Below are 22,998 nucleotides of genomic sequence, written 5' to 3'. Positions count from 1 at the left end.
CGACAGCCCTACCCACAGGGTGCCGGCGACGCCGGTCACGGTGGTGCGGCAGCGCGGGCCGGCAGCGGGTAACGGGCTCCTGACCTGCTCGAACGCCGGACGTCGGCTGGCGCGGGTCAGGCATGGAGTCCGCGCTCGGGGGGAAGGTGTGGCCTGAGGGCTGTTCAGCAGAGGTTCGCCGGAGGGAGCGAGCCGAGCTCCGGGCGCCGGTGACCAAGGTACGAGAGTGGCTGTTCCGGCACACCTTCCTGTCGAACCGGAGATCGGAGAGAGGCGTCGCTCGTGGTCATCGCGGTCTGCCTGGGAGCGGCGTGTCTTCTGGGCCTGGGGTTCGTCGCCCAGCAGCATGCCGCGTATCGCGAGCCCCTGGGGGAGATGCTGCACCCGCGTCTGTTGCTGGATCTCGCGCGCACGCCGCTCTGGCGCATGGGGATCGGCCTGATGATCTGCGGGCAGATCCTCGGAGCCATCGCGCTCGGGCAGTCCAGCGTGGCGCGGGTCGTGCCGCTTCTCGCGACGAACCTCTTGTTCGCCCTGACCGCCGCCCATGTCGTCTACCAGGAGCACTTCGCGCTCATCGAGTGGCTGGGGGCGGTGCTGGTGAGCGGAGGAGTGACGCTGTTCCTGTTCTTCGGGCAACCGCACGGAGGTCAGCAGCCTGCGCACAACTCCGCGCGGTGGCTCACGGTGCTCCTGGTGCTCCTGGTCGCGGCCATGCTCGTCCTCATGGGGCTCCGTTGTTCCCTGCAGACCAAGGCCATGTTGCTGGCGGCGGCGGCCGGAGTGCTGTATGGGCTCCAGGACGTGCTGACGCGTAGCACGGTGCTCACGTTCGGCGATGGGCCGGGCGCCGTCCTCAGGACCTGGCAACTTTACCTGCTGCCCTGCGTCGCCCTCATCGGGTTGCTCCTCACCCAGAGCGCGTTCGACGCCGCGCCGCTGCGGATCTCGTTGCCGGCCACCACCGCCGCCGAACCGATCGCCGGAATCGTCCTGGGCGTCGCGATCTTCGCCGAGAAGCTGCGGGTCACTCCGGAGGCGCTCGCGGCGGAGGTGGCCGGCCTGATCGCGATGGTGACGGGGATCGTCATCCTGGGGCGGTCTCCGTTTCTCGCCAAATCAGAGCAGGACGCCGACCGGCGTCCGGAGGGGCAGGGCTGGTGATCACGGTTGTGCTGGCGTTGCTCGCCGCCGTCTCCAACGCCGTCGCCTCGAACCTTCAGCGGTTCGCGGCGCGCTCGGTCCCCGAGAGCAAGGCGTTCCGGCCGGCCCTCATCCTCGATCTGATGCGGCGTCCGATCTGGCTGGGCGGGATCGTGGCGCTCATCGCCGGGTTCGTCTTCCAGGCCTCGGCGCTGTCGACCGGGCCGCTGGCCCTCGTGCAGCCGGTTCTCATCACCGAGCTGCCGTTCACCATGCTCCTGCTCTCCGTGATCTTCACGGTGAAGCTGGAGGGGCGGCTCTGGCTGGCGGTGGCGCTGATGTCGGCGGGGCTGACGATCTTCCTCCTCAGCGCCGATCCCGGGCCGGGGCGAGAGGTGCCCAGCTCGGAGGTCTGGATCATGGCGTCGATCGTGACGGTCGGCACGGTCGTCCTCCTGTGCCTGGTGGCACGGCTGGTCAGGGGTGACGGGAGGGCCGCCCTGCTGGGGGTGGCGACGGGCATCGGGTTCGCCTTCACGGCCGCGTTCATGAAGGAGAGCACGTCCATCCTGAAGAGCGACGTGGTGACCCTGGCGACCTCCTGGGAGCCGTACGCGATGGTGGCCGCGGGTCTGTGCAGCCTGTTCCTGCTGCAGAACACGCTGCAGAGCGGGTCACTGGTGGCCGCGCAGCCGGCGCTGACCATCAGCGATCCGATCGCCAGCATCCTCTACGGCACCCTGATGTTCGGAGAGGACGTCCGGACGGGCCCGTGGATCGTCCTGGAGGCGGCCGGCATCGGCATGATCTTCTTCGGCAGCTTCCTGCTCGCCAGGTCGCCCCTGGTCAGGGCCCAGTTGAAAGGCGAGCCGGCCGGCTCGGCGCAGGGGGGCCGGTGCTGATGCCAGACCCGCCTCGGCGGGCGGCGACAGGAAGAGAGCCGATGCCCGGGCGATCTGGTGGTCGCGTCGCCGTTGGTCCTTCAGCCGGTCGAGCGCGTCGAGGAGCGCCGCGGCGTCGGGCGCGTGCACGCTCACGCCCGCCCGTGCCATCGCCAGCGCGCCGTCGCGACCGTGGCCCGGGATGGTCCGATATGAGACGACGGGCAGTCCAGCGGCGAAGGCCTCCTCGCAGGTCAGCCCCGCGCCGTTGTCGACCAGCGCGTAGGCGGCCGACATGAGCTCCGGCATGTCGTCCTGCCAGCCGAGGACCAGCCCCGTCCGGGCAGCGGCCAGCCGGCGGCGCAGCCCGTCGTTGTGCCCGCACAGGATGACCGGCGTGTACCTGCCGGAGCGCGCGAGGATCCGGGCGGTCCGGGCCACCTGGCCCACGCCCCAGGATCCGGCCGAGACCAGCACCAGCCGCTCGTCCGGAGCCGCGCCGATCCGGGCGCGGGTCCGGGCGTGATCGGCGGTGGGTGGCCGTGCCTCCGGCGTCCCCCCTCCAGAGGTACGCGGCGGAGGGGCGGATCGGCGGAGGAACTCCGGTCGTACGACCGGGGCGCAATGGGACGCGGGCCGGCCGGTCATGGCGGAGAGGTGCGGGATGACGGTGGGGTTCGGGCACAGGTAACGGTCGTTGCCCGGATGCAGCCAGAGCCGGTGCACGGCGAAATCGGTCACGAGCACGGTGCTCGGAGCCGGCAGCCGGCCGCGCCGCCTCAGCCTCCCGGTCACCTGGGCTGCCAGGTGGAAGGTCGAGATCACCTCGTCCGGCGGGCGGCGGGAGACCAGGCGGCGCAGGTGGGCCCCGGCCAGGATCGTCAGCGGAGAGGTCGACGGGGCGCGTTTGGCGACGAAGAAGACCCGGTAGATGACCTCGTACAGCCACGGCGTACACGTGATCATCCAGTGGTACCACCAGCGCAGCAGGGGACCCAGCCGGAAGGGGAGCAGTTGGAGCACATCGATGATCTCCACCTCGGCGCCCTGCGCGGCGAGTCGCCGGGCCAGCTCGGCGGCCACCCGGTCGTGCCCGGCGCCCATGGCGGCGCTGATGATCAGGAGACGCCGGCTGGCCGCGCTCACGATCCGCTCCGGCGGGACGTGAGATGACGAGCCGGGCCGCGCTGCCGGTGGCGCTGGCGGGCCTGGCGCTGGTCCACGCCGGCCCGGCCGCCACCTGGCTGCCCGTGGTGCGGCGGGGGCTGCCGGGTCTCGCCGGGGCGGGACACGCCGACCACGTGGCGCTGACCTTCGACGACGGTCCCGATCCGCGGTCCACCCCGCGCTTCCTGGACGAGCTGGGGCGGCTCGGTTGCCGGGCCACGTTCTTCGTCCTCGGTGAGATGCTCGAACGTCATCCCGAGCTGGGGCGCCGCATCGTCGCCGAAGGGCACGAGGTGGGGGTGCACGGCTGGCGGCATGTCAACGCCCTGATCACCCGTCCGGGAGGCGTCGCCTCGGAGATGGGCCGGGCGGCGGACCTCGTCCAGGCGGTCACGGGGGTGCGCCCCGCCTGGTATCGGCCGCCGTATGGTGTGCTCAGCGCCGAGGCGCTGGCCGCGGCTCGGCTGCGCGGGCTCCGTCCGGTGCTGTGGACCGTGTGGGGCAGGGACTGGACGGCTTCGGCGAGTCCGGCGTCGGTCTTGGTGACCCTGCTGCCCGGCCTGCGGGGCGGCGCGACCGTCCTGCTCCACGACTCCGACCACACGTCGGCCCCCGGTGCCTGGCGCTCGGCGCTCGGCGCGCTGCCCGGGGTGGTGGCGCGTTGCCGCCGGATGGGGCTGCGGGTGGGGCCACTGCGTGACCACGGCGTCGCCGGGGCGGGCGCTCGGGCGGGCACTCGGGCGGGCGGAGCGCCCGGAAGGCGCCTCCGGTCCGGCACCACCTAGCGCAACGTCCATGGAGGGTCGCCGGGTCGCCCGAGGGCGACGGCGCTGCGGTGGGCTGGGCATGGCGGTCCTCCCTGGTGCTGTGCAGGAACACCGTGTCCGCCGGCCCGTATTGATAAAACAGCAATTACGGCAATATTCCGCTTATGGGCGATTTCGGATGACTGGGCGGTAGAGAAGTCGCTGGAATGCGTAAATTCGGCACCGAGAAGGCGTAATAGATGCCGATGAATGGCGTTGGCGTTGTTTTGTGGCGCCGTTCGGTGGAGATTCCGTAGCAATGGCATCGCAGCAGGACTGCATGCGCAATTTCATATCGAAGGCCGGACGGGAGAATTTCCCGGTGGCCCTGAGGGTGCTGCCGCGTGCGCACCGGAAGCACCTGTTGGCCGTGTACGGGTTCGCGCGATTCGTCGACGACCTGGGCGACGAGGCCGAGCCGGGCGACCGGCTGCGGCTGCTCGGCGACGTCGAGTCGGACCTGGCTCGCCTCTACGCCGGATCGAGCCCGCGGCTGCCACCCGTCCGGGCGCTCGCGCGAACCGTCGAGACCTGTTCGATTCCGGCCGAGCCCTTCCACCTGCTGGTGGAGGCGAACCGGCGCGACCAGACGGTCACCCGTTACGACACCTTCGATGACCTGCTCGGCTACTGCGAACTGTCGGCGAACCCCGTCGGGCACCTCGTCCTGCACGTGTTCGGCGCGGCGGCTCCCCGGCGGCTGACCCTGTCCGACCGGGTGTGCTCCGCGTTGCAGATCATCGAGCACTGCCAGGACGTCGGTGAGGACTACGCGCGGGGCCGGATCTACCTGCCCGCGCAGGACCTGCGCCGGTTCGGCTGTGCCGAAGACGACCTGGCCGGCGGCACGACCCCGGGAGGGCTGCGCCGCGTGGTGGCCCTTCAGGCCGGACGGGCCGCCCGGATGCTGCAGGACGGCCACCCGCTCGTCGCCTCGCTGTCCGGGTACGCCCGCGTGGCCGTCGCCGGCTACGTCGCGGGAGGACTCGCCACCGTCACCGCACTCGAACGGTCGGCTCATGACGTTCTGGGCCCCGCCATCCGCCCGCGTCGCAGCCGTTCGCTGGCCGCGTTGCTCCGCATTCTCGCGACATGGAGGTGAAGAACCGGTGACCGCGTCCCACGCATACCGGCGCTGCGAGGAGATAGTCCGTACCCGGGCGAGGAACTTCTCTTACGGGATCCGGCTGCTGCCGGCGCCGAAACGCCGGGCGCTCAGCGCGGTGTACGCCTTCGCCCGCCGGATCGACGACATCGGGGACGCGGACGGGCCGGCCGAGCAGCGGCTCGCCCACCTGTCGGAGGCGAGGACCGCGCTGCGCGGGGCTCGCCCCGACGAGGGCAACTTCGTCCTGTTCGCCCTGACCGACGCGGCCCAGCGCTACCCCATCCCGCTGGAGGCCTTCGAGGAGCTGATCGACGGGTGCGCGGCCGATGTCCGTGGCACGACGTATCAGGACTTCGACGACCTGCTGTTCTACTGCCGCTGCGTCGCCGGATCGATCGGCCGTCTGTCGCTCGGTGTCTTCGGCGCCGATGACCCCAAGGCCGCCGCGCCGCTGGCCGACGCCCTGGGCGTGGCGCTGCAGCTCACGAACATCCTGCGCGACGTGCGCGAGGACCGGCTCGCCGGCCGCGTCTACCTGCCGTCGGAGGACCTGGAACGGTTCGGTTGCACGCTGGACATCGACTCCTCCGGCAGGTTCACCGACGCGCCGCACCGGCTCGCCGCGCTCGTCCGGTACGAAGCCGGCCGGGCCCGCGACTGGTATCACGAGGGGATACGGCTGGTGCCCCTGCTCGACCGGCGCAGCGCGGCGTGCACCGCGGCGATGGCCGGCATCTACCGCTCGCTGCTGGACCGGATCGCCGCCCAGCCCGCCCAGGCCCTGGCCGCCCGGTCGTCGCTTCCCACGTGGCGGAAGACGACGATAGCGGCGCGCGCGCTGGCGGGAGTCCGCACGTGAGCGGCTCACCGGCGGCGCCGGTCGCGATCGTGGGGGGCGGCCTCGCGGGCATCGCCGCCGCCGTCGCGCTGGGCGAGGCCGGACACGCGGTGACGCTGTACGAGGCGCGTCCGAGGCTGGGAGGCGCCACCCATTCGTTCGAGCGTGACGGGCTGGTCGTGGACAACGGCCAGCACGTGTTCCTCCGCTGCTGCACGGCCTACCGGGGGCTGCTCGACCGGCTCGGCGTCGCCGGCCGGGTGCGGCTGCAGGACCGGTTCGACATCCGGGTGCTCACCCCGGGAGGCCGGGCCGGGCGCCTGCGCAGGGCCGCGCTGCCCGGGCCGTTCCAGCTCATGCCCGCCCTCGCGACGTACTCGCTGCTGGGACCGGCCGACCGGCTGCGCGTGATACGCGGCTCGTTCGCGCTGGCCAGGCTGGACCCGGCCGACCCGGCGCTCGACCGGATCGACCTGGCGAGCTGGCTGGCGGCCCATGGCCAGCGCGACGCCGCGCGGAAGGCTCTCTGGGAGCTCTTCGCGATGGCGGCACTGAACGTCGGGGTCGAGGACGCGGCGCTCGGGCCGGCGGTGAAGGTGTTCAAGACCGCCCTGCTCGGCCGGGCCGACGCCGCCGACCTCGGCATCCCGGCCGCGCCGCTCGGCGAACTGCACGGCACCGCCGCCCAGGACGCCATCAAACGGCACGGCGGTGAGGTGCGGCTGTCGGCGAAGGTCACGGCCATCGAACCGGGCCCGATGATCGTCGTGGACGGCGACGGGATTCCGGTGTCCGCGGTGATCGTGGCGACCCCCCACGAGCAGGCCGCCAGGCTCGTCCCCGTCGAGGCGGCGCCCGGCCGGGACCGCTGGCACGGCCTGGCCGCGAGCCCGATCGTCAACGTGCACGCCGTGTACGACCGTCCGGTCACCGGCCTGCCGTTCGCCGCCGCCGTGGACTCGTCCGTGCAGTGGGTCTTCGACAAGACGCGCGTCGCGGGGCTGACCAGGGGGCAGTACCTCACGATCTCGGTGTCGGCCGCGGACCGGTGGATCGACGTGCCGACCGCGAAGATCCGGGCCGAGTTCGTCCCCGCGATCCAGCGGCTGTTCCCCGAGGCGCGATGGGCCCGCCTCACCGACTTCTTCGTCACCAGAGAACGGCGCGCCACCTTCCGCCAGGGGCCGGGCAGCGGCGCGCTCCGGCCGCCGGCCGCCACCCGGTGGCCAGGGCTGTACCTCGCCGGCGCGTGGACCGACACGGGCTGGCCCGACACGATGGAGGGTGCGGTGCGCAGCGGACTGAACGCGGCCGGACTGGTCAGACGGCACCTGCTGACCCGAGCCGTCTCATGACTCCGGTCGTGCCGCCCGTGGTGGCGGTGGCCCGGAAGCTGTTCGACCCCGTCCTGCGCGAGGCGGTCGCCCGGCTGGACCCGATCACGGCACGGGTGACCGGTTATCACTTCGGCTGGACCGAGGACTCCGGCGGGAGCGCGCCGGCCGGGGGCAAGGCCCTGAGACCGGCGCTGGTCCTGCTCTCGGCCAGGGCCGCCGGCGGGGACGCCGAGCGGTGCGCGCCGGCCGCCGTGGCGGTGGAACTCGTGCACGCGTTCTCGCTGCTCCACGACGACATCATGGACGGTGACCGGATGCGCAGGCATCGTCCCGCGGCCTGGACGGTGTTCGGCCCTTCCGAGGCGATCTTGGCGGGCGACGCTCTGCTGGCGCTGGCCGGGGAGCTGCTCGTCGAACGCGGCGCCGGCGGCTACCTGGACGCGGCGCGCTCGCTGAGCCTGGCGGTCCGCGGGCTCATCGCCGGGCAGGGAATGGACCTGGAATTCGAGCGACGCGACGACGTCGGCCTGGACGAGTGCCTGCGGATGTCGGCGCGCAAGACCGGTGACCTGCTCTCGTGCGCCTGCTCGATCGGCGCGATGACGGCGGGCGGGACCGCGGAGACGGTCGAGGCGCTGGCGGCGTTCGGGGCCGAGGCGGGGCTCGCCTTCCAGCTGGCCGACGATCTGCTCGGAATCTGGGGCAGCCCGGAGGCGACCGGGAAGCCGGTGCGGTCCGATCTGCGCGCGCGCAAGAAGAGCCTGCCGATCGTCGCGGCTCTCACCAGCGGTGGCGCGGCGGGTGAGCGCCTGGCCCGCCTGCTGGCTCAGCCGGAACCGCTGTCGGAGGACGACCTGTGGGAGGCGGCCCGCCTGGTGGACGAGGCGGGCGGACGGGCCTGGGCCGAGACCGAGGCCAAACACCGGCTCGACACCGCCGGTCGCCATCTCGCCCATGCGGGGATGCCCTCAGACGTTCGGGAGGAATTCCTGGACATCGCCAGATTCATCACAACCCGGGATCACTGACATGACGACTGTCGACACCCTTCCGTCCGCGTCCAGCGCCCAACTGGCGCTCGACAGCGCATGCGACCACCTGATCGGCCTCCGGTCCCCGCAGGGGTGGTGGAAGGGCGAACTGCAGACCAACGTGACGATGGACGCCGAAGACCTGCTGCTCAGGGAGTTCCTCGGCATCCGGACCGAGGACGACACAGCCGAGGCGGCCCGCTGGATCCGGTCCGAGCAGCGGGCGGACGGGACGTGGGCCAACTTCCACGGCGGGCCGCCCGACCTGTCCACCACCATCGAGGCCTACGTCGCCCTGCGGCTGGCCGGCGACCCTGTCGAGGCCCCGCACCTGCGCGTCGCCGCCGGCTTCGTCCAGCGGTCCGGCGGCATCGAGGCGGCACGGGTCTTCACCCGGATCTGGCTGGCCATGTTCGGGCAGTGGCCGTGGCGGGAACTGCCCGTCCTGCCGCCCGAGCTGATGTACCTGCCGGCGTGGTTCCCGCTCAACGTCTACGACTGGGCCTGCTGGGCCCGGCAGACGATCGTCCCGCTCACGGTCGTCAGCGCGCACCGGCCCGTGCGCCCGCTCCCGTTCGACCTGGCCGAGCTGCGTACCGGCCAACGGGCACGGCGGCCCTCGCGCCCGGGGTGGGAGGGCGTGTTCAGCGGCCTCGACCGGCTGCTGCACCACTACGAACGGCGACCGGTGAGAGGCCCACGGGAGGCGGCGCTCAGGCGGGCCGCCGAGTGGATCGTGGCCAGGCAGGAACTCGACGGCTCCTGGGGCGGGATCCAGCCGCCGTGGGTCTACTCGCTGATCGCGCTCAACCTGTCCGGCTACGACATCGGCCATCCCGTCATGCGCAGGGGGATCCAGGGGCTCGACCGGTTCACGATCCGCGACGACAGGGGCCGCAGGCTGGAGGCCTGCCAGTCGCCGGTGTGGGACACCGCGCTCGCGGTCAACGCGCTCCTCGACGCCGGCGTCTCCGCCGGGCACCCCGCGGTGAGCGAGGCCGCCGACTGGCTGCTCGGCGAGGAGATCAGGGGGCCGGGGGACTGGTCGGTGCGGCGGCCCTCGCTGCCGCCGGGCGGCTGGGCGTTCGAGTTCGACAACGACGGCTATCCCGACGTGGACGACACCGCGGAGGTGGTGCTCGCCCTGCGCCGGACCCGCCGTCCGGACGCGCGGCCGGCGATCGACCGCGCCGTGCGCTGGATGACCGGCATGGCGTCCCGCGACGGCGGCTTCGCGGCGTTCGATGCCGACAACACCCGTACGCTCTGCACCAGGTTGCCGTTCTGCGACTTCGGCGCGGTGATCGACCCGCCGTCGGCCGATGTGACCGCCCATGTCGTCGAGGCGCTGGCCCACGAGCGGCCGGCCGGTTCGCCGGCGCTGCGCCGCGGTGTCGTCTGGCTGCTGAAGGCGCAGGAGGCGGACGGGTCGTGGTTCGGCCGCTGGGGCGCCAATCACGTCTACGGGACCGGCGCCGTGGTGCCCGCGCTGGTCGCGGCCGGCGTACGCCCGGAGGCGCGGTGCGTGCGGCGGGCGGTCACGTGGCTGGAGCGCCACCAGAACGAGGACGGCGGCTGGGGCGAGGACCTGCGCTCCTACGACGACCCGGCGTGGATCGGACGCGGGGAGTCGACGCCGTCGCAGACCGCCTGGGCGCTGATGGCCCTGCTCGCCGCCGGGGAACGTTCGCCCGCGGTGGACAGGGGCGTGGGGTGGCTGGTCGAGCACCAGCGCCCGGACGGCACCTGGGACGAGCCCCACTTCACCGGGACCGGCTTCCCCGGCGACTTCTACATCAACTACCACCTGTACCGGCTCGTCTTCCCGATCAGCGCCCTCGGACGCTACCTACGGGCCCGAGCGGATGACGCCGCGGCTAGCCGGGAGGAGCCGTCGTGACCGGGCTGCTGATCTGCACCGCCCTGGGCATCGAGGCGTCGGCCGTCCGCCGGGGCCTCGCCGCCTCCGCGACGGGCGTACAGGTGCTCCAGACCGGGCCGGGACCGCACCGCGCCGCGCGGACGGCGGCCGGCCTGCCGGGGTCCGGCGCCCTGGCGGTGGTCGGCTTCGGAGGCGCGCTCGACGGGAGCCTGCGGCCGGGGGACGTCCTGGTGGCGAGCGAGATCCGCTTCGGCGAGCAGGTGTTCCCCTGCCCGTCGGCGCCGCTGCTCGCCGGCGAACTGGCGCGCGCCGGCCTGCCCGCCCATCTCGGCCCGCTGCTGACCTGCGACCACGTGGTGACCGGAGCCGAGCGCGGGCGGCTCGCGGAGACGGGAGCGCGGGCGGTCGACATGGAGACCGGCCCGCTGGCCGCGTCGGTGGCCGGCCGGCCGCTGGCCGCGCTGCGGGTCATCGTCGACACCCCTGACGCGCCGCTGCTGAGCCCGGCCACCCTGCGCGGCGCGAACCTGGCCCGCCGCGCGCTGCACCGCGTCGGCCCGGTGCTGACGCGCTGGGCCGCGGCCATCGCTCCCCGGACGGTGCTGACCGCGTCCCCCCGGTCGTTCTGCGCCGGAGTGGAACGCGCCATCGAGATCGTCGAGCTGGCGCTGGAGCGTCACGGGCCGCCGGTCTACGTGCGCAAGCAGATCGTGCACAACGAGCACGTGGTCCGGGAGCTGGAGCGACGCGGGGCGGTCTTCGTCGACGAACTCGACGAGGTCCCCTCCGGCGCCGTCACCGTCTTCTCCGCCCACGGCGTGGCGCCGAGCGTGCGGGAGGAGGCGGGGCGCAGGGACCTGCGCGTGATCGACGCGACCTGCCCGCTGGTCGCCAAGGTGCACGCCGAGGCCCGGAGGTTCGCCGGGCGCGGCCGCCTGGTGGTCCTGATCGGGCACGCCGGGCACGAGGAGGTCGAAGGCACGCTGGGAGAGGTTCCGGGCTCGGTGCTCGTCGAGGACGTGGGCGAGGTCGCGGAGTTGCCGGCCGACCGGCCGGTGGCCTACCTGATGCAGACGACACTCGCCGCCGACGAGGCCGAGGAGGTCGCCGCGGCGATCCGGCACCGGTTCCCGGACGCGGAAGGACCACCGCAGGACGACATCTGCTATGCGACGACCAACCGGCAGGCGGCCGTGCGCGCGGTCGCCGACCTGGCCGACCTCGTTCTCGTCGTCGGGTCGGCCAACTCCTCCAACTCCCAGCGGCTGGTGGAGGTCGCCGGACGCCGGGCGCCCGCGTATCTCATCGACGACCCGGGCGACATCGCGCTCGAATGGCTCGCCGGCGTCGGCACCGTCGGGCTGACCGCCGGCGCCTCCGCCCCGCCCTCGCTCGTCGACGCCGTCGTGACGGCACTGGGCGGCCTGGGCGCGGTGACGGTCGAGGAGCGGCGGGTCGCCGAGGAGACCATCAGGTTCACGCTTCCCAAGGAGGTGCTTCGATGACGATTCCGGTCCGCCAGAGCCTGCGTGTCGGGGGCTACATTCTTCGCAACAAGCTGCGGAGACAGTCGAAGTTCCCGCTGCTCGTCGAGCTGGAGCCGTTGTTCGCCTGCAACCTCGGCTGCGCCGGGTGCGGCAAGATCCAGCACCCCGCCGACATCCTGCGGCAGCGCATGCCCGTGGAGCAGGCCGTGGCCGCGATCGAGGAGAGCGGCGCCCCGATGGTGTCGATCGCGGGCGGGGAGCCGCTGATGCATCCGCAGATCGCGGAGATCGTCCGGGAGCTGATCGCGCGGAAGAAGTACGTCTACCTCTGCACCAACGCGCTGCTGATCCCGAAGAAGATCGACCAGTTCGAGCCGTCCCGGTACTTCGCGTGGACGGTGCACATCGACGGGCTGCGGGAGCGCCATGACGCGTCCGTGTGCAAGGAGGGTGTCTTCGACGAGGCGGTCGCCGCCGTCCGCGAGTGCCGCCGGCGCGGCTTCCGCGTCACCACGAACACCACCTTCTTCAGCACCGACAGCCCGCAGACGGTCGTCGACGTGCTCAACTACCTCAACGACGACCTGGCCGTGGACCAGATGATGATCTCTCCCGCGTACGCCTACGAGAAGGCTCCGGACCAGGAGCACTTCCTCGGGGTGCGTGAGATTCGCGAGCTGTTCCGGAAGGCCTTCGCCGGTGGCAACCGCCGCCGGTGGCGGTTCAACCACTCACCCCTGTTCCTCGACTTCCTCGAGGGGAAGGTCGACTTCCCCTGCACGGCCTGGGCGATCCCGTCGTACTCCCTGTTCGGCTGGCAGCGGCCGTGCTACCTGATGGCCGACGGATACGCCCGGACGTACCGGGAGCTCGTGGAGGAGACCGACTGGGACTCCTACGGGCGCGGGCGCGACGCGCGGTGCGCCAACTGCATGGCGCACTGCGGGTACGAGCCCACCGCCATCTTCGCCACGCTGGGCTCACTCAAGCAGACACTCCGAGCGGTACGCAGCCGCTGACCCGCTGGGGTCAGCCGAAGCATCGCATGAGCCGGCGGAACGCGCCGGGCGCGGCCCCGCGCAGCCGCGCCGGCAGGCGGAGCCAGCCCGGCACGAACGATTCGGGCCGATCGCGCCGGATCGATGTCACGATGCCGCGCGCCACCCGCTCCGGCGGGACGGGCAGGGGCCAGGAGCGGTCGTACGGAGCGCCGCGCCGCTCGAAGAAGGGCGTGTCCACCACGCCGGGCAGCACCACGGACAGGCCGATCCCCCGGGACTCGCGAAGCTCGTCGCGGAGCGCCTCCGCGAAGGCGGCGAGCCCCGCCTTGGTCGCCGAGTAGACCGCCTCGCGCCCCACTCCGATGGCGCCGGCGATCGAGGTGACGAAGACGATGTGGCCCCGGTTCGCCTCGATCATGCCGGGCAGGAGCAGCCGGGTCAGCTCGATCGGGGCGGTCAGGTTGACCGACACCAGCCCCGTGAGCCTGTCGGGCGGCATCCGGGTGAAGGGTCCGGCCCAGCCCTCTCCGGCGTTGTTGACCAGGATGTCGACGGGCCCGGCCCGCCTGGCGAGGCCGCGGGCGTCGGTCGTGATGTCGGCGACGACGGCCTGCCCGCCGGTCTCGGCCGCCACCGCCTCCAGCCGCTTCCTGTCCCGCCCGGCCAGCACCAGCCGCGCGCCGGTGCCGGCCATCGCCCGCGCGGTCGCCGCGCCGACTCCCGAGGAAGCGCCCGTGATCAGGACGCGGGCACCGTCAAGCTCCATGACACCTGACGCTAGTGCGCACCAGCCCGGCGGTCCGGACGACGCTCCGCGCGGTGTCACGGCCGGGCGCGGGCGGGGTGGCCGGCCCCGCGAGGAGTTTTGTCCGTATTGCCGGATAAGAAGGCTGTCGCGTGACCGTGTCCGTACTGGTCTGCGGGCATGCACGTAGGTATGGCTGACCTTCCATTTCACGACCGCCGCGACTTCGACGACGCCGGCCGCGGCTTCATCGCGAAGCTCACCCCGGCGGTGATCAGGACCGCCGACGGCAGGGTCATCTGGGACAACGACTCCTACGGCTTCCTCCAGGAGGAGTGTCCCGGCACGGCGCATCCGAGCCTGTGGCGGCAGGGGCAGCTGTGTGCCAGGCAGGGCCTGTACGAGGTGACCGAGGGCGTCTACCAGGTGCGCGGGCTGGACCTGTCGAACATGACGATCATCGAGGGCGACACCGGCGTCATCGTGGTGGACCCGCTGCTGTCCACCGAGTGCGCGGCGGCGGCGCTCCACCTCTACCGGGCCCACCGCGGTGACCGGCCGGTGACCGGCGTCGTCTACACCACCCCCCACGTCGACCACTTCGGCGGCGTACGGGGCGTCACCGACGGCGGCGCGCCGATCCTGGCGCCCGGCGGGTTCCTGGAGCGGGTGGTGTCCGACCACGTCTACGCCGGTCCGGCGATGAACCGCCGGGCCGCCTACACGTACGGGCCCGCGCTGGAGCGCTCGCCGATGGGCCAGATCGGCTCGGGCCTGGGCATGACCACGTCCACGGGCACGATCTCGTTGATCACGCCCACGGTCCTCGTCACCCGCACCGGGCAGGAGGAGGTCGTCGACGGTGTGCGCATGGTCTTCCAGCTCACCGAGGCGTCGGCGGAGATGAACTTCCTCTTCCCCGACCGCCGCGCCCTCTGCCTGGCCGAGAGCGCCACCCACAACCAGCACAGCATCCTGCCCCTCAGCGGCGCGCCCGTGCGCGACGCCCGCGGCTGGGCCCGCTACCTGACCGGCACCATGGCGATGTTCGCCGGCCACGCCGACGTGGCCTTCGCCTCGCACCACTGGCCCACCTGGGGCGGCGAGGAGATCACGCGCTTCCTCTCGCAGCAGCGCGACCTGTACGCCTACCTGCACGACCAGACCCTGCGCCTGATGAACAAGGGCCTGACGGGCGCCGAGATCGCCGAGGCCATGCAGCTGCCCCCCGGCCTCGAACGGGCCTGGCACGCGCACGGCTACTCCGGCTCGGTCAGCCACAACGTCAAGGCCATCTACCAGCGCTATCTGGGCTGGTTCGACGGCAACCCGGCCCACCTGTGGGAGCATCCGCCGCGCAAGAGCGCCATCCGCTACGTGGAGTGCCTGGGCGGCGGAGCGGCCGTGGTGGCCTACGCCAGGGGCTACATCGAGGAGGGCGACCTGCGCTTCGCCGTGCAACTGCTCAACCACGCCGTCTTCGCCGACGAGGGCAACAAGGAGGCGCGTGACCTGCTCGCCGAGGTCTACACCCGGCTCGCGCACGGCGCGGAGAACGGCACGTGGCGCAACTTCTACCTGATGGGCGCGCTGGAACTGGCCGACGGCATCGTCCCGGGCGGCCCGCGCGCCCCCTGGCCCGACCTGGCGGCCGCGCTGGGCGTCGAGCAGATCTTCGACTCGATCGCCATCCGCGTCCACGGGCCGAAGGCGTGGAACGAGTGCCTGACCATCGACTGGCACGTCACCGATCTCGGGGAGTGTTACCGTACGACGCTGTCCAACGGGGCGTTCACGCAGCAGCTCGACCCGCCCGGCGGGCCCGTCGACCTGACGTTGAGGCTGACCCGGGCGCAGCTCGCCGGGCTGCTGGCCGGCAGGGGCGTCGAGGGGGTCGAGCGGGAGGGCGACATCGGGGTGCTGCGGCGGCTGGTCGCCGTGCTGGACGGGCCGCCGCCCGACTTCGCCATCGTCACGCCCTGATCCACACCCGGTGATCGTCTCCCTTGATCCTCACTCCTCACCTCGCCGGCCCGGGGCGGCGGGGAGACGCGAGGGTGAAGGCGAGGTAGAGCAGGCCGGCCAGGTCTCCCAGCAAAGAAACCATTGACCGCGAAAGGCGATATTTCGTAGCTCAGTGGGAACCATGGTCGCCGCGGCCGGGTCGTACGGCCGGCTCGTCCTCGCTGCCGGTACCCGTGGGAAGCCGGGGGAGGGATCGCGTGTACGACCGCAAGCGGGCTCTCGGTGTCTGCCTGGTGGCGGCGTTCATGTCGGGGCTGGACGTGAGCATCGTCAACGTGGCGTTGCCCTCGATCCGTGAAGGGCTGCACGCCTCGGAGGACGGGCTGCAGTGGATCCTGTCGGGGTACGCGCTCACGTTCGGGCTGCTGCTCATCCCGGCCGGGCGGCTCGGTGACGCGCGCAGCCGCAAGAACGTCTTCATGGTCGGCGCGTTGATCTTCACCCTGGCCAGCGCCACCTGCGGCCTGGCCTCGACCATGACCGTCCTGATCGTGTCGCGGCTGATCCAGGGCATGGCCGCGGGGATGCTCAACCCGCAGGTGTCGGGGCTGATCCAGCAGATGTTCCGCGGTGTCGAGCGGGGACGGGCGTTCGGCGCGCTCGGCGCCACCATCGGGCTGTCCACGGCGGCCGGCCCGCTGATCGGCGGCGCGCTGGTCACGGCGTTCGGGCACATGGAGGGCTGGCGGTGGGTGTTCCTGGTGAACCTGCCGATCGGGTTCGTCCTGCTGCCGCTGGCCTGGAAGGTGCTGCCGGCGCCCGACACCCCGCCCCGGCGGCGGGAGAGCGTCGACCCGATAGGCGTGCTCCTGCTGGGCCTGGGCGTGGCGGGGCTGTTGCTGCCCTTCATCCAGCAGCATCAGTGGCCGGGCAACGCCAAGTGGCTGCTGATTCCGGCCTCGCTGGCCATGCTGGCCGGGTTCGTGGCGTGGGAGCGGGCCTACCGCCGGGAGCCGCTGATCGACCTGTCCCTGTTCCGCCTGCGAACGTACAGCCTGGGGTCGATCATCGCGCTGTTCTACTTCGCGGGATTCACCGGGATCTTCTTCATCTTCACCCTGTACCTGCAGAGCGGCCGTGGCTACAGCGCGCTGCTGGCCGGGCTGGCGATCACGCCGTTCGCGCTGGGGTCGGCGATGGCGTCGGTGGTCGGCGGGCGCCTGGTGGCGCGGGTGGGCCGGCTGCTGGTGGCGCTCGGGCTGGTCACGGTGGCCGCCGGCCTGGCCCTGACCATGTTCGCCACCGGCCTCGTGCCAGGGGAGTACGTGGGGGCGGCGACCGCGCTGCCGCTGCTGCTCGCGGGGATCGGCAGCGGGCTGGTGATCTCGCCCAACCAGGCGATCGCGCTGTCGGAGGTGCCTCCCGCCGGCGGGGGGAGCGCGGGGGGAGTGCTGCAGACCGGGCAGCGGCTGGGGTCGTCGATCGGCATCGCCGCCGCGGGCTCGGCCTTCTTCGGCGCGGTCGACGAGGGGTGGGCGACGGCGTTCAGGCACGGGCTGCTCGTGGTGCTGACGTTCGTGTTGATCGCGCTGGCCGCCGCCGTCTACGACCTGATCCGCGAGCGCGTCGAGCACTGACGCCCCAGCGGGCCCGCGCGCTGTTACGGCGCCTGCTCCAGGAGCTTGGCCTCCACGTCGGGATCGAGCCCGACGGCGGGCCGGTCGGCCCGCGTGGGAGCCGGGCCGGGCAGGCCGCGCAGCCAGGCCCAGGTGTCGGCCACGGTCTCCTCGACCGGGCGGCAGTGGAGCCCCGCCGCGACGGCCTTGGACACGTCGCCCTGGTGCATGGCGCCGTGGCTCTCGCCGGGCAGCCAGATCGGCAGGTCGGTCCACGGCGCGACGCCGGCCGCGAGGATCGCGTCGGGCTCGACCCACCGGAGCCGGGCGTCGGACCCGGTCGCCCGCACGCAGGCCTCCAGGAGCTCGCCCATGGTGGCGAACGCGGGCGGGCTGACCGTGTTGTAGGCCCCGCTCAGGCCGCGCTCGGCGGCGGCCAGGCACCACAGGGCCAGATCGCGGGCGTCGATGTATTGCAGGCCGAGGTCGGCGGGCCCCGGGGCGAGCACGGGCCCGCCCTTGGCGATGCGGTGCAGCCACCATGGCAGCCGGCCGATGTTCTCGTGTGGCCCGAGGATCAGCCCTGCCCGGGCCAGCAGCGCCCGGTCGCCGAACGCCGCCACGGCGGCCAGCTCGCCGCCCACCTTGACCCGGGCGTACTCCTCCGCGATGTCGTCGTCGGCCGACCCTTCGACCAGGGGCGCGCTCTCGTCGGCGCCAGGCGGCGTCGGAAAGCGGTAGACCGAACGGGTGGAGACGTAGACGAAGTGGCCGGCCCGTCCCTTCAGCAGGCGGGCGGCGTCGCGCACGGCGGACGGCGCCCAGGACCAGGTGTCGACGACGACGTCCCACTCGCCCCGCTCGATCGCGGCCAGCCCGCCGGGCGCCGACCGGTCGCCCCGCAACGCCGTCACCCCGGCGGGGGGCTCGTGGGTGCCCCGGTTGAACACGCTCACCTCATGGCCGAGGGAGAGCGCCTCGTCGACGAACGCCCGGCCCACGAACTCGGTCCCGCCCAGCACCAGCAGCCTCATGCCCCCACCCTGGCGCGCCGGCCGGGCACCCACCAGAGGCGCACGCCCTCAGCGGAATCGCTCGAAGCGTAACCGCGCATCGGATCGCGGAACGTCACGGCCACCGACCCTCCCTTCTGGTTATATCGGCAGGTCAAAACGGGGTAGGGGTCACGAATAGTGATTCTGGGGGCTTGGCTGGTGAAATGGATCTTTCCTGGGTCGATCCGGGCGCGCCTGACCATGATCGCGACTCTCGTCGCGGCCGTGGTCTTCTGCCTGGCCGCCGTTCTCACGCTCACGACGGCGCCCGCCAACCTGCGCGGGGTCGTGCAGAGCAGGGTGGAGCTGGCCGTGCAGAAGGTGGCGAGCGACGTCCGCGCGGGTCAGCTCAGCGGCATCCTGGACACGCCGGCCCGGGTGCAGCTGCTCCAGGTCGTCTCCGCCGACGGCAGGGTCCTCGCGGTCAGCGAGGGGCAGCGCGCCGAGCCGGGCCTGGCGGCCATCAGACCGGCCACGGACGAGACCCTCTACACGACCGAGCGCACGCTGAAGCCTCCCGAGGAGCCACGCGGCGACTACCTGGTGATGGCCATGAGGGTGCGGGGCCCCCGCGGCCCGGTCACGGTCTACGGCGTCGGGTCGCTCACCGACGTCCAGCGGGCCCTGCTCTGGCTGTACGTCCTGGTCTTCGCGGGCACCCCGCTGGTCGTGGTGCTCGTGGGCGGCCTGACCTGGCTCATGGTCGGCCAGGCGCTGCGCCCCGTCGAGCGCATCCGCGCGGAGCTGGCCGAGATCACCGGCCAGGACCTGACCCGCCGGGTGCCCGTCCCCGACACCGGCGACGAGATCACCCATCTCGCGACGACCACCAACGACACCCTCGACCGGCTGGAGCGCTCCGCCGAGACCCAGCGCAGGTTCGTGGCCGACGCCTCGCATGAGCTCCGCAGCCCCGTCTCCGGGCTGCGCGCCCAACTGGAGTACGCCGCCACGTACCCGGAGGAGGCCGACTGGCAGGCCACGGGCGTCCGCGCTCTCGCCGCCGCCGACCGCCTCACGGGCATCATCGACGACCTGCTCATCCTGGCGCGGCTCGACGCCGGGGCCACGACCGACCGCCGTGTCGTCGACCTCTGCGACCAGGTCAGGGATCAGGTGAAGCGACGCGCGGGCGGTCGCGTGCCGATCTACCCCGACCTCTGCGAGGCGGCGCCCGTCCTGGGTTCGCCCGTCCAGACGGACCGGCTGCTGACCAATCTCCTCGACAACGCGGCCAGGCACGCGAAGAGCAGGATCGACCTGACGATGGAGGTGGACGACGGGGAGGTCGTCCTCACGATCACAGACGACGGCGCGGGCATCGCCCCGGAGGACCGCGAACGCGTCTTCGAGCGCTTCACCCGCCTCAAGGAGGCCCGGCTCAAGGACAAGGCCGGCAGCGGCCTGGGCCTGTCGCTCTCCCGGGAGATCGCCACCGCCCACGGCGGCACCCTGACCATCACCGACCACCAGCCGGGCGCCCAGTTCGTGCTCCGCCTCCCCATGCACAGGGCGGCGTGATCAGGCCGAGTCGCGGACGATCAGCTCCGTGGGCAGGGTCACCGGGTCGAGGTGGCCGGCCCCGTCGATGAGGGCGAGCAGCAACCGCACCGTCTCGCGGGCGACGTCGCCGAGCGGCTGGCGGACCGTGGTGAGCGGCGGGTGGGTGGCGATGGCCACCGAGGAGTCGTCGAACCCGCCCACCGCCACGTCGTGGATGGCCCGCTCGATGGCGATCCGGGCCGCGGGGCCGCTACGACGTGATCGGCTGTCGTACTACCCCTACTGGCACGGCACGCTGGACGCCTTCCGGGCCAACCTGAACGACGTCGCCACCAGGTACGGCAAGCCCCTGATCGTGGCCGAGACCGCCTACCCCTTCACCACAGCCGACAAGGACGGCTGGGAGAACATCATCACCTCGGCCGAGCCGCACCCCGGCCACCCCGCCCCCCCCGAGGGGCAGACGGCGCTGATCCGCAAGGTCAGCGACCTCGTCCGGAACGTCCCGGGCGGGCTCGGCCTCGGCGTCTTCTACGCACGGTCGGCGTGACCGGCGGGCGGACCAGGGCCAGCGGTGTCGTGGCGCTGCCGCACGACGCCCGGGACGGGCTGTGGACGGTCAGCTACGAGCACGGCACCCTGGCCACCAAGCGCCACGCCGGATCGGTGGCCGACGGCGACGGACGGGCCATCCCCGTGATGTTCGCCGCCACCGGATTCGCCGCCGTGGCGCCCGACTACCTGGGTCTCGGCAAGGGGCCGGGCTTCCACCCCTACATGGACGCCGCGACGGTGGCGTCCGCGTCGGCCGACCTGCTGCGCGCCGCCCGCGAGCTGGCCGCCGCCAAGGACCGCACGCTGAGCGGGGACGTGCTGGTCACCGGCTTCTCCCAGGGCGGCCTGGCCACCATGGCGCTCGGCCGCGAGATCCAGCGCGACCCCTCCCTCGGCTTACGGCTGCGCGGGCTCGCCCCGATCGCCGGACCGTACGACGTGCGGGGCGCCGAGCTGCCCGAACTGCTGGCCGGCCGGCTCGACCCGCACAGCTCGACGTTCTACCTCGCGTACTGGACCGTGTCGATGAACCGCCTGCACGGCTTCTACCGGCCGCCCGCCCAGGCGTTCCGCGACCTGCGGTCGAGCGGCTCTTCGACGGCCACCACAGCTTCGACGAGATCGTGGCCGGGCTGCCCGCCTCGCCGCGTGAGCTCGTCACGCCCGCCTTCTGGAAGCGGCTCCAGCGCCCTTCCGGTTCGCTGCTGAAGGCGCTCGACACGAACGACCACCTGCTCCGACTGGCGTCCCGAGGCGCCGGTGCGATTGTTCGCCGGGCGGGGCGACCGGGACGTGACGATCCTCAACTCGCGCAACTGCCTGCGCGACCTCCGCGCCGGCGGCGCCACCGCCTCACTCACCGACGTGGGCGACGTCGACCACCGGACCTCCGCGTTCCGCTCGCTCCCGATCGCGCTGCGCTGGTTCGAACAACTCCGCTGACCCGCTCCCCGCCTCTCTCGGCGACGCGCTCACTCCTCGCGGCGGGCGCGGGCGCGGCGCTTGCCCTCGTGCATGGCCTGGACGCGGGCGATCGGGATCGTGTGCCCCTGCTCGACCAGGTCGGCGGGCAGGCGCTGCGGCTCGGGCATCCGCTCGGCCCAGGGGTCGCCGTCGCCGAGCAGCCGCGCCGCCGTGTGGACGGTGAAGTCGGCCGGCGTCACCCGGTCGAGGTCCTCCCACGCCACCGGGAAGGACACCGGAGTGCCGGGCCGGATGCGCGGGCTGTAGGCGGCCACGACCGTCGCCCCGCCGGCCCGGGTGGAGTCGAGGAACACCTTGCCCTCCCGGTCGTCGCGGATGAACGCCGTGGTGGCGAGCCCGGGGTCGAGCACCTCGGCGCGGGCGGCCAGGGCGCGGGTGGCCGCGGCCAGGTCGTCCATCGCGGTGCCCGCCACCACCGGCACGAACACGTGCAGCCCCTTCGCGCCGCTGGTCTTCACCGCGCCCGCCAGCCCGGCGTCGTCCAGGGCCTGCCGCACCAGCCGGGCGGCTCGTACGGCCAGCGGGAACGCGTCGTCCACCGGCGGGTCGAGGTCGAGCACGAGGTGGGTCGGGTGCTCGCCGCGAAACAGCGCCGGGTGGTATTCGACCGCCCGCTGGTTGGCGAACCACAGCAGGGTCCGGCGGTCGTCGCACAGCGCATAGGACACCTGCCGGTGCGAGGCCTCTGCCCAGACGGACACCGTACGCACCCAGGAGGGGGCGTATTTGGGGACGTTCTTCTGCATGAACGGCGCCTGGCCCGGCCGCACGCGCATCACCGACAATGCCCGCTCCCGCAGGACCGGCAGGATGCGGTCACGGACCGCGTCCAGGTAGTCGACCAGATCTCGTTTCGTCGCGTTCGCCTCGTCGAACAGCGGCTGGTCGAGATTGGTCAGCGACACTCCGTCCCGCGTCTCATCGCTGGTCACCCGCCCCACCCTGCCGATTCGCGGTGCGCGGGTCAACATCGGCGGGTCAGGCCGTCCAGCCCAGGAACGCCTCGCCGGCCGACACGCCGCCCAGCCAGGCTCCCACCGCGACGGCCGGGACGAGCAGCCCCCACGGCGAGCGCGCCTGTACGGCCAGGATGGAGACGCCCAGCAGCGCCAGCCAGAGCGCGAGCAGCACGACGATCGCCCACAGCGGCGCCGCCAGCCCGCTCGAGAGGTAGAACGGCAGCGTGCAGAGGTGACCGGCCAGTCCCAGCCAGCTCGCGACCCGCTTCACCACGTGCATGTCCATGCTCTCCTTCTAGTCCGTTACGAGAGGATCCCAGCCATATGTCACGACTCGGGGTGATTCGCGAACCAGGCCACCCACCGGCGCTGCCAGGGCGTCTCGACCGCCCGATGGTGGTGGTGCTCGCGGGCCCACCGGACGGCCTCCTCGGGGGACAACCCGGCGCGGGTGGCCAGGCAGGCGATCACCGTGCCGGTCCGGCCCACGCCGCCGGCGCAGGCCACCTCGACGGCCAGCCCCGACCGCGCGCGCTCGTGCAGGTCGACGATCGACCGCGCGGCCGCGTGGCGGTCCAGCGGCAGCAGGAAGTCCGGCCAGCGGATCCACTCGCACGGCCAGTGCAGCGCGTCCTGGTGACGCCGTCGCAGCCGGTCGAGCCCGAGGTAGAGCCCGAAGTCGGGGGCGGGGCCGGTGGGGGCCGGATCGCGGAGCCCGCGACCCCGCACCGGAACACCGTCGGGCAGCCGGATCGCACCGGCCAGGGATGCCGTCATCCGCCGATTGTCGCCCACCGCCATCGCGCCCCGCACTGCGGCCGGCGACCGGCTCCCCGGCCCGGCAGGACCGCATGCTCAGCCGAGAACAAGCCGGTGCGGGCGTTCGATGTGCTCAGCGTCCGGTGTGCTCAGCGGGGTGAGCAGGCGGGTGGGGT

22 protein-coding genes and 1 pseudogene are annotated in these 22,998 nt (G+C 72.7%); 16 read left to right on the top strand and 7 right to left on the bottom strand.

The window, feature by feature from the left end:
• Positions 1-282 precede the first annotated feature (282 nt).
• Both AB0C16_RS00425 and AB0C16_RS00420 read left to right on the top strand, forming a co-directional pair.
• On the top strand, positions 283-1,164 hold the full coding sequence (locus tag AB0C16_RS00425) for a DMT family transporter (RefSeq protein WP_357677260.1): 882 nt from the start codon (positions 283-285) through the stop codon (positions 1,162-1,164).
• A pseudogene (locus AB0C16_RS00420) lies at positions 1,161-1,919 on the top strand (DMT family transporter); the annotation flags it as partial. The gene AB0C16_RS00425 and the pseudogene AB0C16_RS00420, both read left to right, overlap by 4 nt.
• Here the strand turns inward: AB0C16_RS00420 and AB0C16_RS00415 are convergent.
• Positions 1,818-3,170, bottom strand: coding sequence for a hypothetical protein (locus AB0C16_RS00415; RefSeq protein ID WP_357677258.1), 1,353 nt, complete (start codon positions 3,168-3,170; stop codon positions 1,818-1,820). The pseudogene AB0C16_RS00420 and the gene AB0C16_RS00415 overlap by 102 nt on opposite strands.
• Positions 3,171-3,193: 23 nt before the next feature.
• On the opposite strand from AB0C16_RS00415, the gene AB0C16_RS00410 reads away from it, so the two are divergent.
• The 8 genes from AB0C16_RS00410 to hpnH all read left to right on the top strand — a co-directional run bounded on the left by AB0C16_RS00410 (position 3,194) and on the right by hpnH (position 12,699).
• The gene (locus tag AB0C16_RS00410) at positions 3,194-3,976 is read left to right on the top strand and encodes a polysaccharide deacetylase family protein (RefSeq protein ID WP_357677256.1); all 783 of its coding nucleotides are present in this window, start codon (positions 3,194-3,196) and stop codon (positions 3,974-3,976) included.
• Positions 3,977-4,256: 280 nt separating this feature from the next.
• Positions 4,257-5,099, top strand: coding sequence for a squalene synthase HpnC (gene hpnC, locus AB0C16_RS00405; RefSeq protein WP_357677254.1), 843 nt, complete (start codon positions 4,257-4,259; stop codon positions 5,097-5,099).
• A 7-nt stretch (positions 5,100-5,106) separates the two neighbouring features.
• Complete coding sequence (gene hpnD, locus AB0C16_RS00400) at positions 5,107-5,964, top strand: presqualene diphosphate synthase HpnD (RefSeq protein WP_357677253.1); 858 nt, start codon at positions 5,107-5,109, stop codon at positions 5,962-5,964.
• On the top strand, positions 5,961-7,298 hold the full coding sequence (gene hpnE / locus AB0C16_RS00395) for a hydroxysqualene dehydroxylase HpnE (protein ID WP_357677251.1): 1,338 nt from the start codon (positions 5,961-5,963) through the stop codon (positions 7,296-7,298). The genes hpnD and hpnE overlap by 4 nt, the downstream gene beginning before the upstream one ends.
• Positions 7,295-8,308, top strand: coding sequence for a polyprenyl synthetase family protein (locus AB0C16_RS00390; protein WP_357677249.1), 1,014 nt, complete (start codon positions 7,295-7,297; stop codon positions 8,306-8,308). The genes hpnE and AB0C16_RS00390 overlap by 4 nt, the downstream gene beginning before the upstream one ends.
• A 1-nt stretch (position 8,309) precedes the next feature.
• Entirely contained in the window at positions 8,310-10,211 is a 1,902-nt protein-coding gene (shc, locus tag AB0C16_RS00385; RefSeq protein ID WP_357677247.1) for a squalene--hopene cyclase, read from the top strand.
• Positions 10,208-11,698 (top strand): 4-hydroxy-3-methylbut-2-enyl diphosphate reductase, encoded by a 1,491-nt coding sequence (gene ispH, locus AB0C16_RS00380; RefSeq protein ID WP_357677246.1) that lies wholly within the window; start codon positions 10,208-10,210, stop codon positions 11,696-11,698. Before shc ends, ispH begins: the two co-directional genes overlap by 4 nt.
• Positions 11,695-12,699 carry an adenosyl-hopene transferase HpnH gene (gene hpnH, locus AB0C16_RS00375; protein WP_357677245.1) on the top strand — a complete coding sequence of 335 codons (1,005 nt, stop codon included), beginning with the start codon at positions 11,695-11,697 and terminating at the stop codon, positions 12,697-12,699. Before ispH ends, hpnH begins: the two co-directional genes overlap by 4 nt.
• Before the next feature lie 10 nt (positions 12,700-12,709).
• Here the strand turns inward: hpnH and AB0C16_RS00370 are convergent, their stop codons facing one another.
• Positions 12,710-13,447, bottom strand: a complete 738-nt coding sequence (locus AB0C16_RS00370; protein WP_357677244.1) for an SDR family NAD(P)-dependent oxidoreductase — start codon at positions 13,445-13,447, stop codon at positions 12,710-12,712.
• 171 nt (positions 13,448-13,618) lie between these two features.
• Between AB0C16_RS00370 and AB0C16_RS00365 the strand changes: the two genes are divergently transcribed.
• The gene (locus AB0C16_RS00365) at positions 13,619-15,409 is read left to right on the top strand and encodes an alkyl sulfatase dimerization domain-containing protein (RefSeq protein WP_357677242.1); all 1,791 of its coding nucleotides are present in this window, start codon (positions 13,619-13,621) and stop codon (positions 15,407-15,409) included.
• A 239-nt stretch (positions 15,410-15,648) separates the two neighbouring features.
• Positions 15,649-17,028 carry an MFS transporter gene (locus AB0C16_RS00360; RefSeq protein WP_357677239.1) on the top strand — a complete coding sequence of 460 codons (1,380 nt, stop codon included), beginning with the start codon at positions 15,649-15,651 and terminating at the stop codon, positions 17,026-17,028.
• A gap of 23 nt (positions 17,029-17,051) precedes the next feature.
• Here the strand turns inward: AB0C16_RS00360 and AB0C16_RS00355 are convergent, their stop codons facing one another.
• Entirely contained in the window at positions 17,052-18,041 is a 990-nt protein-coding gene (locus AB0C16_RS00355) for an NAD-dependent epimerase/dehydratase family protein (protein ID WP_357677237.1), read from the bottom strand.
• Positions 18,042-18,263: 222 nt separating this feature from the next.
• On the opposite strand from AB0C16_RS00355, the gene AB0C16_RS00350 reads away from it, so the two are divergent.
• The gene (locus AB0C16_RS00350; RefSeq protein WP_357677236.1) at positions 18,264-19,583 is read left to right on the top strand and encodes a HAMP domain-containing sensor histidine kinase; all 1,320 of its coding nucleotides are present in this window, start codon (positions 18,264-18,266) and stop codon (positions 19,581-19,583) included.
• On the opposite strand, the gene AB0C16_RS00345 is transcribed toward AB0C16_RS00350, so the two are convergent.
• Positions 19,584-19,742, bottom strand: a complete 159-nt coding sequence (locus AB0C16_RS00345; RefSeq protein ID WP_357677234.1) for a substrate-binding domain-containing protein — start codon at positions 19,740-19,742, stop codon at positions 19,584-19,586. It lies immediately after the preceding gene.
• On the opposite strand from AB0C16_RS00345, the gene AB0C16_RS00340 reads away from it, so the two are divergent.
• The 3 genes from AB0C16_RS00340 to AB0C16_RS00330 are packed head-to-tail and all read left to right on the top strand — an operon-like array spanning position 19,735 to position 21,062.
• On the top strand, positions 19,735-20,115 hold the full coding sequence (locus AB0C16_RS00340; protein WP_357677232.1) for a glycosyl hydrolase 53 family protein: 381 nt from the start codon (positions 19,735-19,737) through the stop codon (positions 20,113-20,115). The genes AB0C16_RS00345 and AB0C16_RS00340 overlap by 8 nt on opposite strands.
• On the top strand, positions 20,112-20,828 hold the full coding sequence (locus AB0C16_RS00335) for a hypothetical protein (protein WP_357677230.1): 717 nt from the start codon (positions 20,112-20,114) through the stop codon (positions 20,826-20,828). The genes AB0C16_RS00340 and AB0C16_RS00335 overlap by 4 nt, the downstream gene beginning before the upstream one ends.
• A 51-nt stretch (positions 20,829-20,879) precedes the next feature.
• Positions 20,880-21,062, top strand: coding sequence for a hypothetical protein (locus AB0C16_RS00330; protein WP_357677228.1), 183 nt, complete (start codon positions 20,880-20,882; stop codon positions 21,060-21,062).
• 29 nt (positions 21,063-21,091) lie between these two features.
• Here the strand turns inward: AB0C16_RS00330 and AB0C16_RS00325 are convergent, their stop codons facing one another.
• From AB0C16_RS00325 to AB0C16_RS00315, 3 genes are read right to left on the bottom strand one after another with little or no spacing between them, the layout of a single operon-like run.
• Positions 21,092-22,036, bottom strand: coding sequence for an ATP-dependent DNA ligase (locus tag AB0C16_RS00325; protein ID WP_357677226.1), 945 nt, complete (start codon positions 22,034-22,036; stop codon positions 21,092-21,094).
• A gap of 46 nt (positions 22,037-22,082) precedes the next feature.
• Complete coding sequence (locus tag AB0C16_RS00320; RefSeq protein ID WP_357677224.1) at positions 22,083-22,343, bottom strand: hypothetical protein; 261 nt, start codon at positions 22,341-22,343, stop codon at positions 22,083-22,085.
• 47 nt (positions 22,344-22,390) lie between these two features.
• Positions 22,391-22,840, bottom strand: coding sequence for a protein-tyrosine phosphatase family protein (locus AB0C16_RS00315; RefSeq protein ID WP_357677222.1), 450 nt, complete (start codon positions 22,838-22,840; stop codon positions 22,391-22,393).
• Between the last annotated feature and the right edge of the window lie 158 nt (positions 22,841-22,998).

The organism is Nonomuraea sp. NPDC048916, from assembly GCF_040649575.1.
Classification (GTDB): Bacteria; Actinomycetota; Actinomycetes; order Streptosporangiales; family Streptosporangiaceae; genus Nonomuraea.
The sequence above is the reverse complement of the archived record's forward strand: the minus strand, read 5'-3'. Positions and strand labels throughout refer to the sequence as shown.

Excerpts from the sequence above, each read along its gene's own strand:
- AB0C16_RS00370 (WP_357677244.1), bottom strand. The coding sequence starts at position 13,447 with ATGGAGCTTGACGGTGCCCGCGTCCTGATCACGGGCGCTTCCTCGGGA.
- AB0C16_RS00340 (WP_357677232.1), top strand. The coding sequence starts at position 19,735 with ATGGCCACCGAGGAGTCGTCGAACCCGCCCACCGCCACGTCGTGGATG.
- hpnC (WP_357677254.1), top strand. The coding sequence starts at position 4,257 with ATGGCATCGCAGCAGGACTGCATGCGCAATTTCATATCGAAGGCCGGA.
- AB0C16_RS00315 (WP_357677222.1), bottom strand. The coding sequence starts at position 22,840 with ATGACGGCATCCCTGGCCGGTGCGATCCGGCTGCCCGACGGTGTTCCG.
- AB0C16_RS00390 (WP_357677249.1), top strand. The coding sequence starts at position 7,295 with ATGACTCCGGTCGTGCCGCCCGTGGTGGCGGTGGCCCGGAAGCTGTTC.
- shc (WP_357677247.1), top strand. The coding sequence starts at position 8,310 with ATGACGACTGTCGACACCCTTCCGTCCGCGTCCAGCGCCCAACTGGCG.
- AB0C16_RS00320 (WP_357677224.1), bottom strand. The coding sequence starts at position 22,343 with ATGCACGTGGTGAAGCGGGTCGCGAGCTGGCTGGGACTGGCCGGTCAC.
- AB0C16_RS00350 (WP_357677236.1), top strand. The coding sequence starts at position 18,264 with ATGATCGCGACTCTCGTCGCGGCCGTGGTCTTCTGCCTGGCCGCCGTT.
- AB0C16_RS00365 (WP_357677242.1), top strand. The coding sequence starts at position 13,619 with ATGGCTGACCTTCCATTTCACGACCGCCGCGACTTCGACGACGCCGGC.
- hpnH (WP_357677245.1), top strand. The coding sequence starts at position 11,695 with ATGACGATTCCGGTCCGCCAGAGCCTGCGTGTCGGGGGCTACATTCTT.
- AB0C16_RS00410 (WP_357677256.1), top strand. The coding sequence starts at position 3,194 with ATGACGAGCCGGGCCGCGCTGCCGGTGGCGCTGGCGGGCCTGGCGCTG.
- AB0C16_RS00355 (WP_357677237.1), bottom strand. The coding sequence starts at position 18,041 with ATGAGGCTGCTGGTGCTGGGCGGGACCGAGTTCGTGGGCCGGGCGTTC.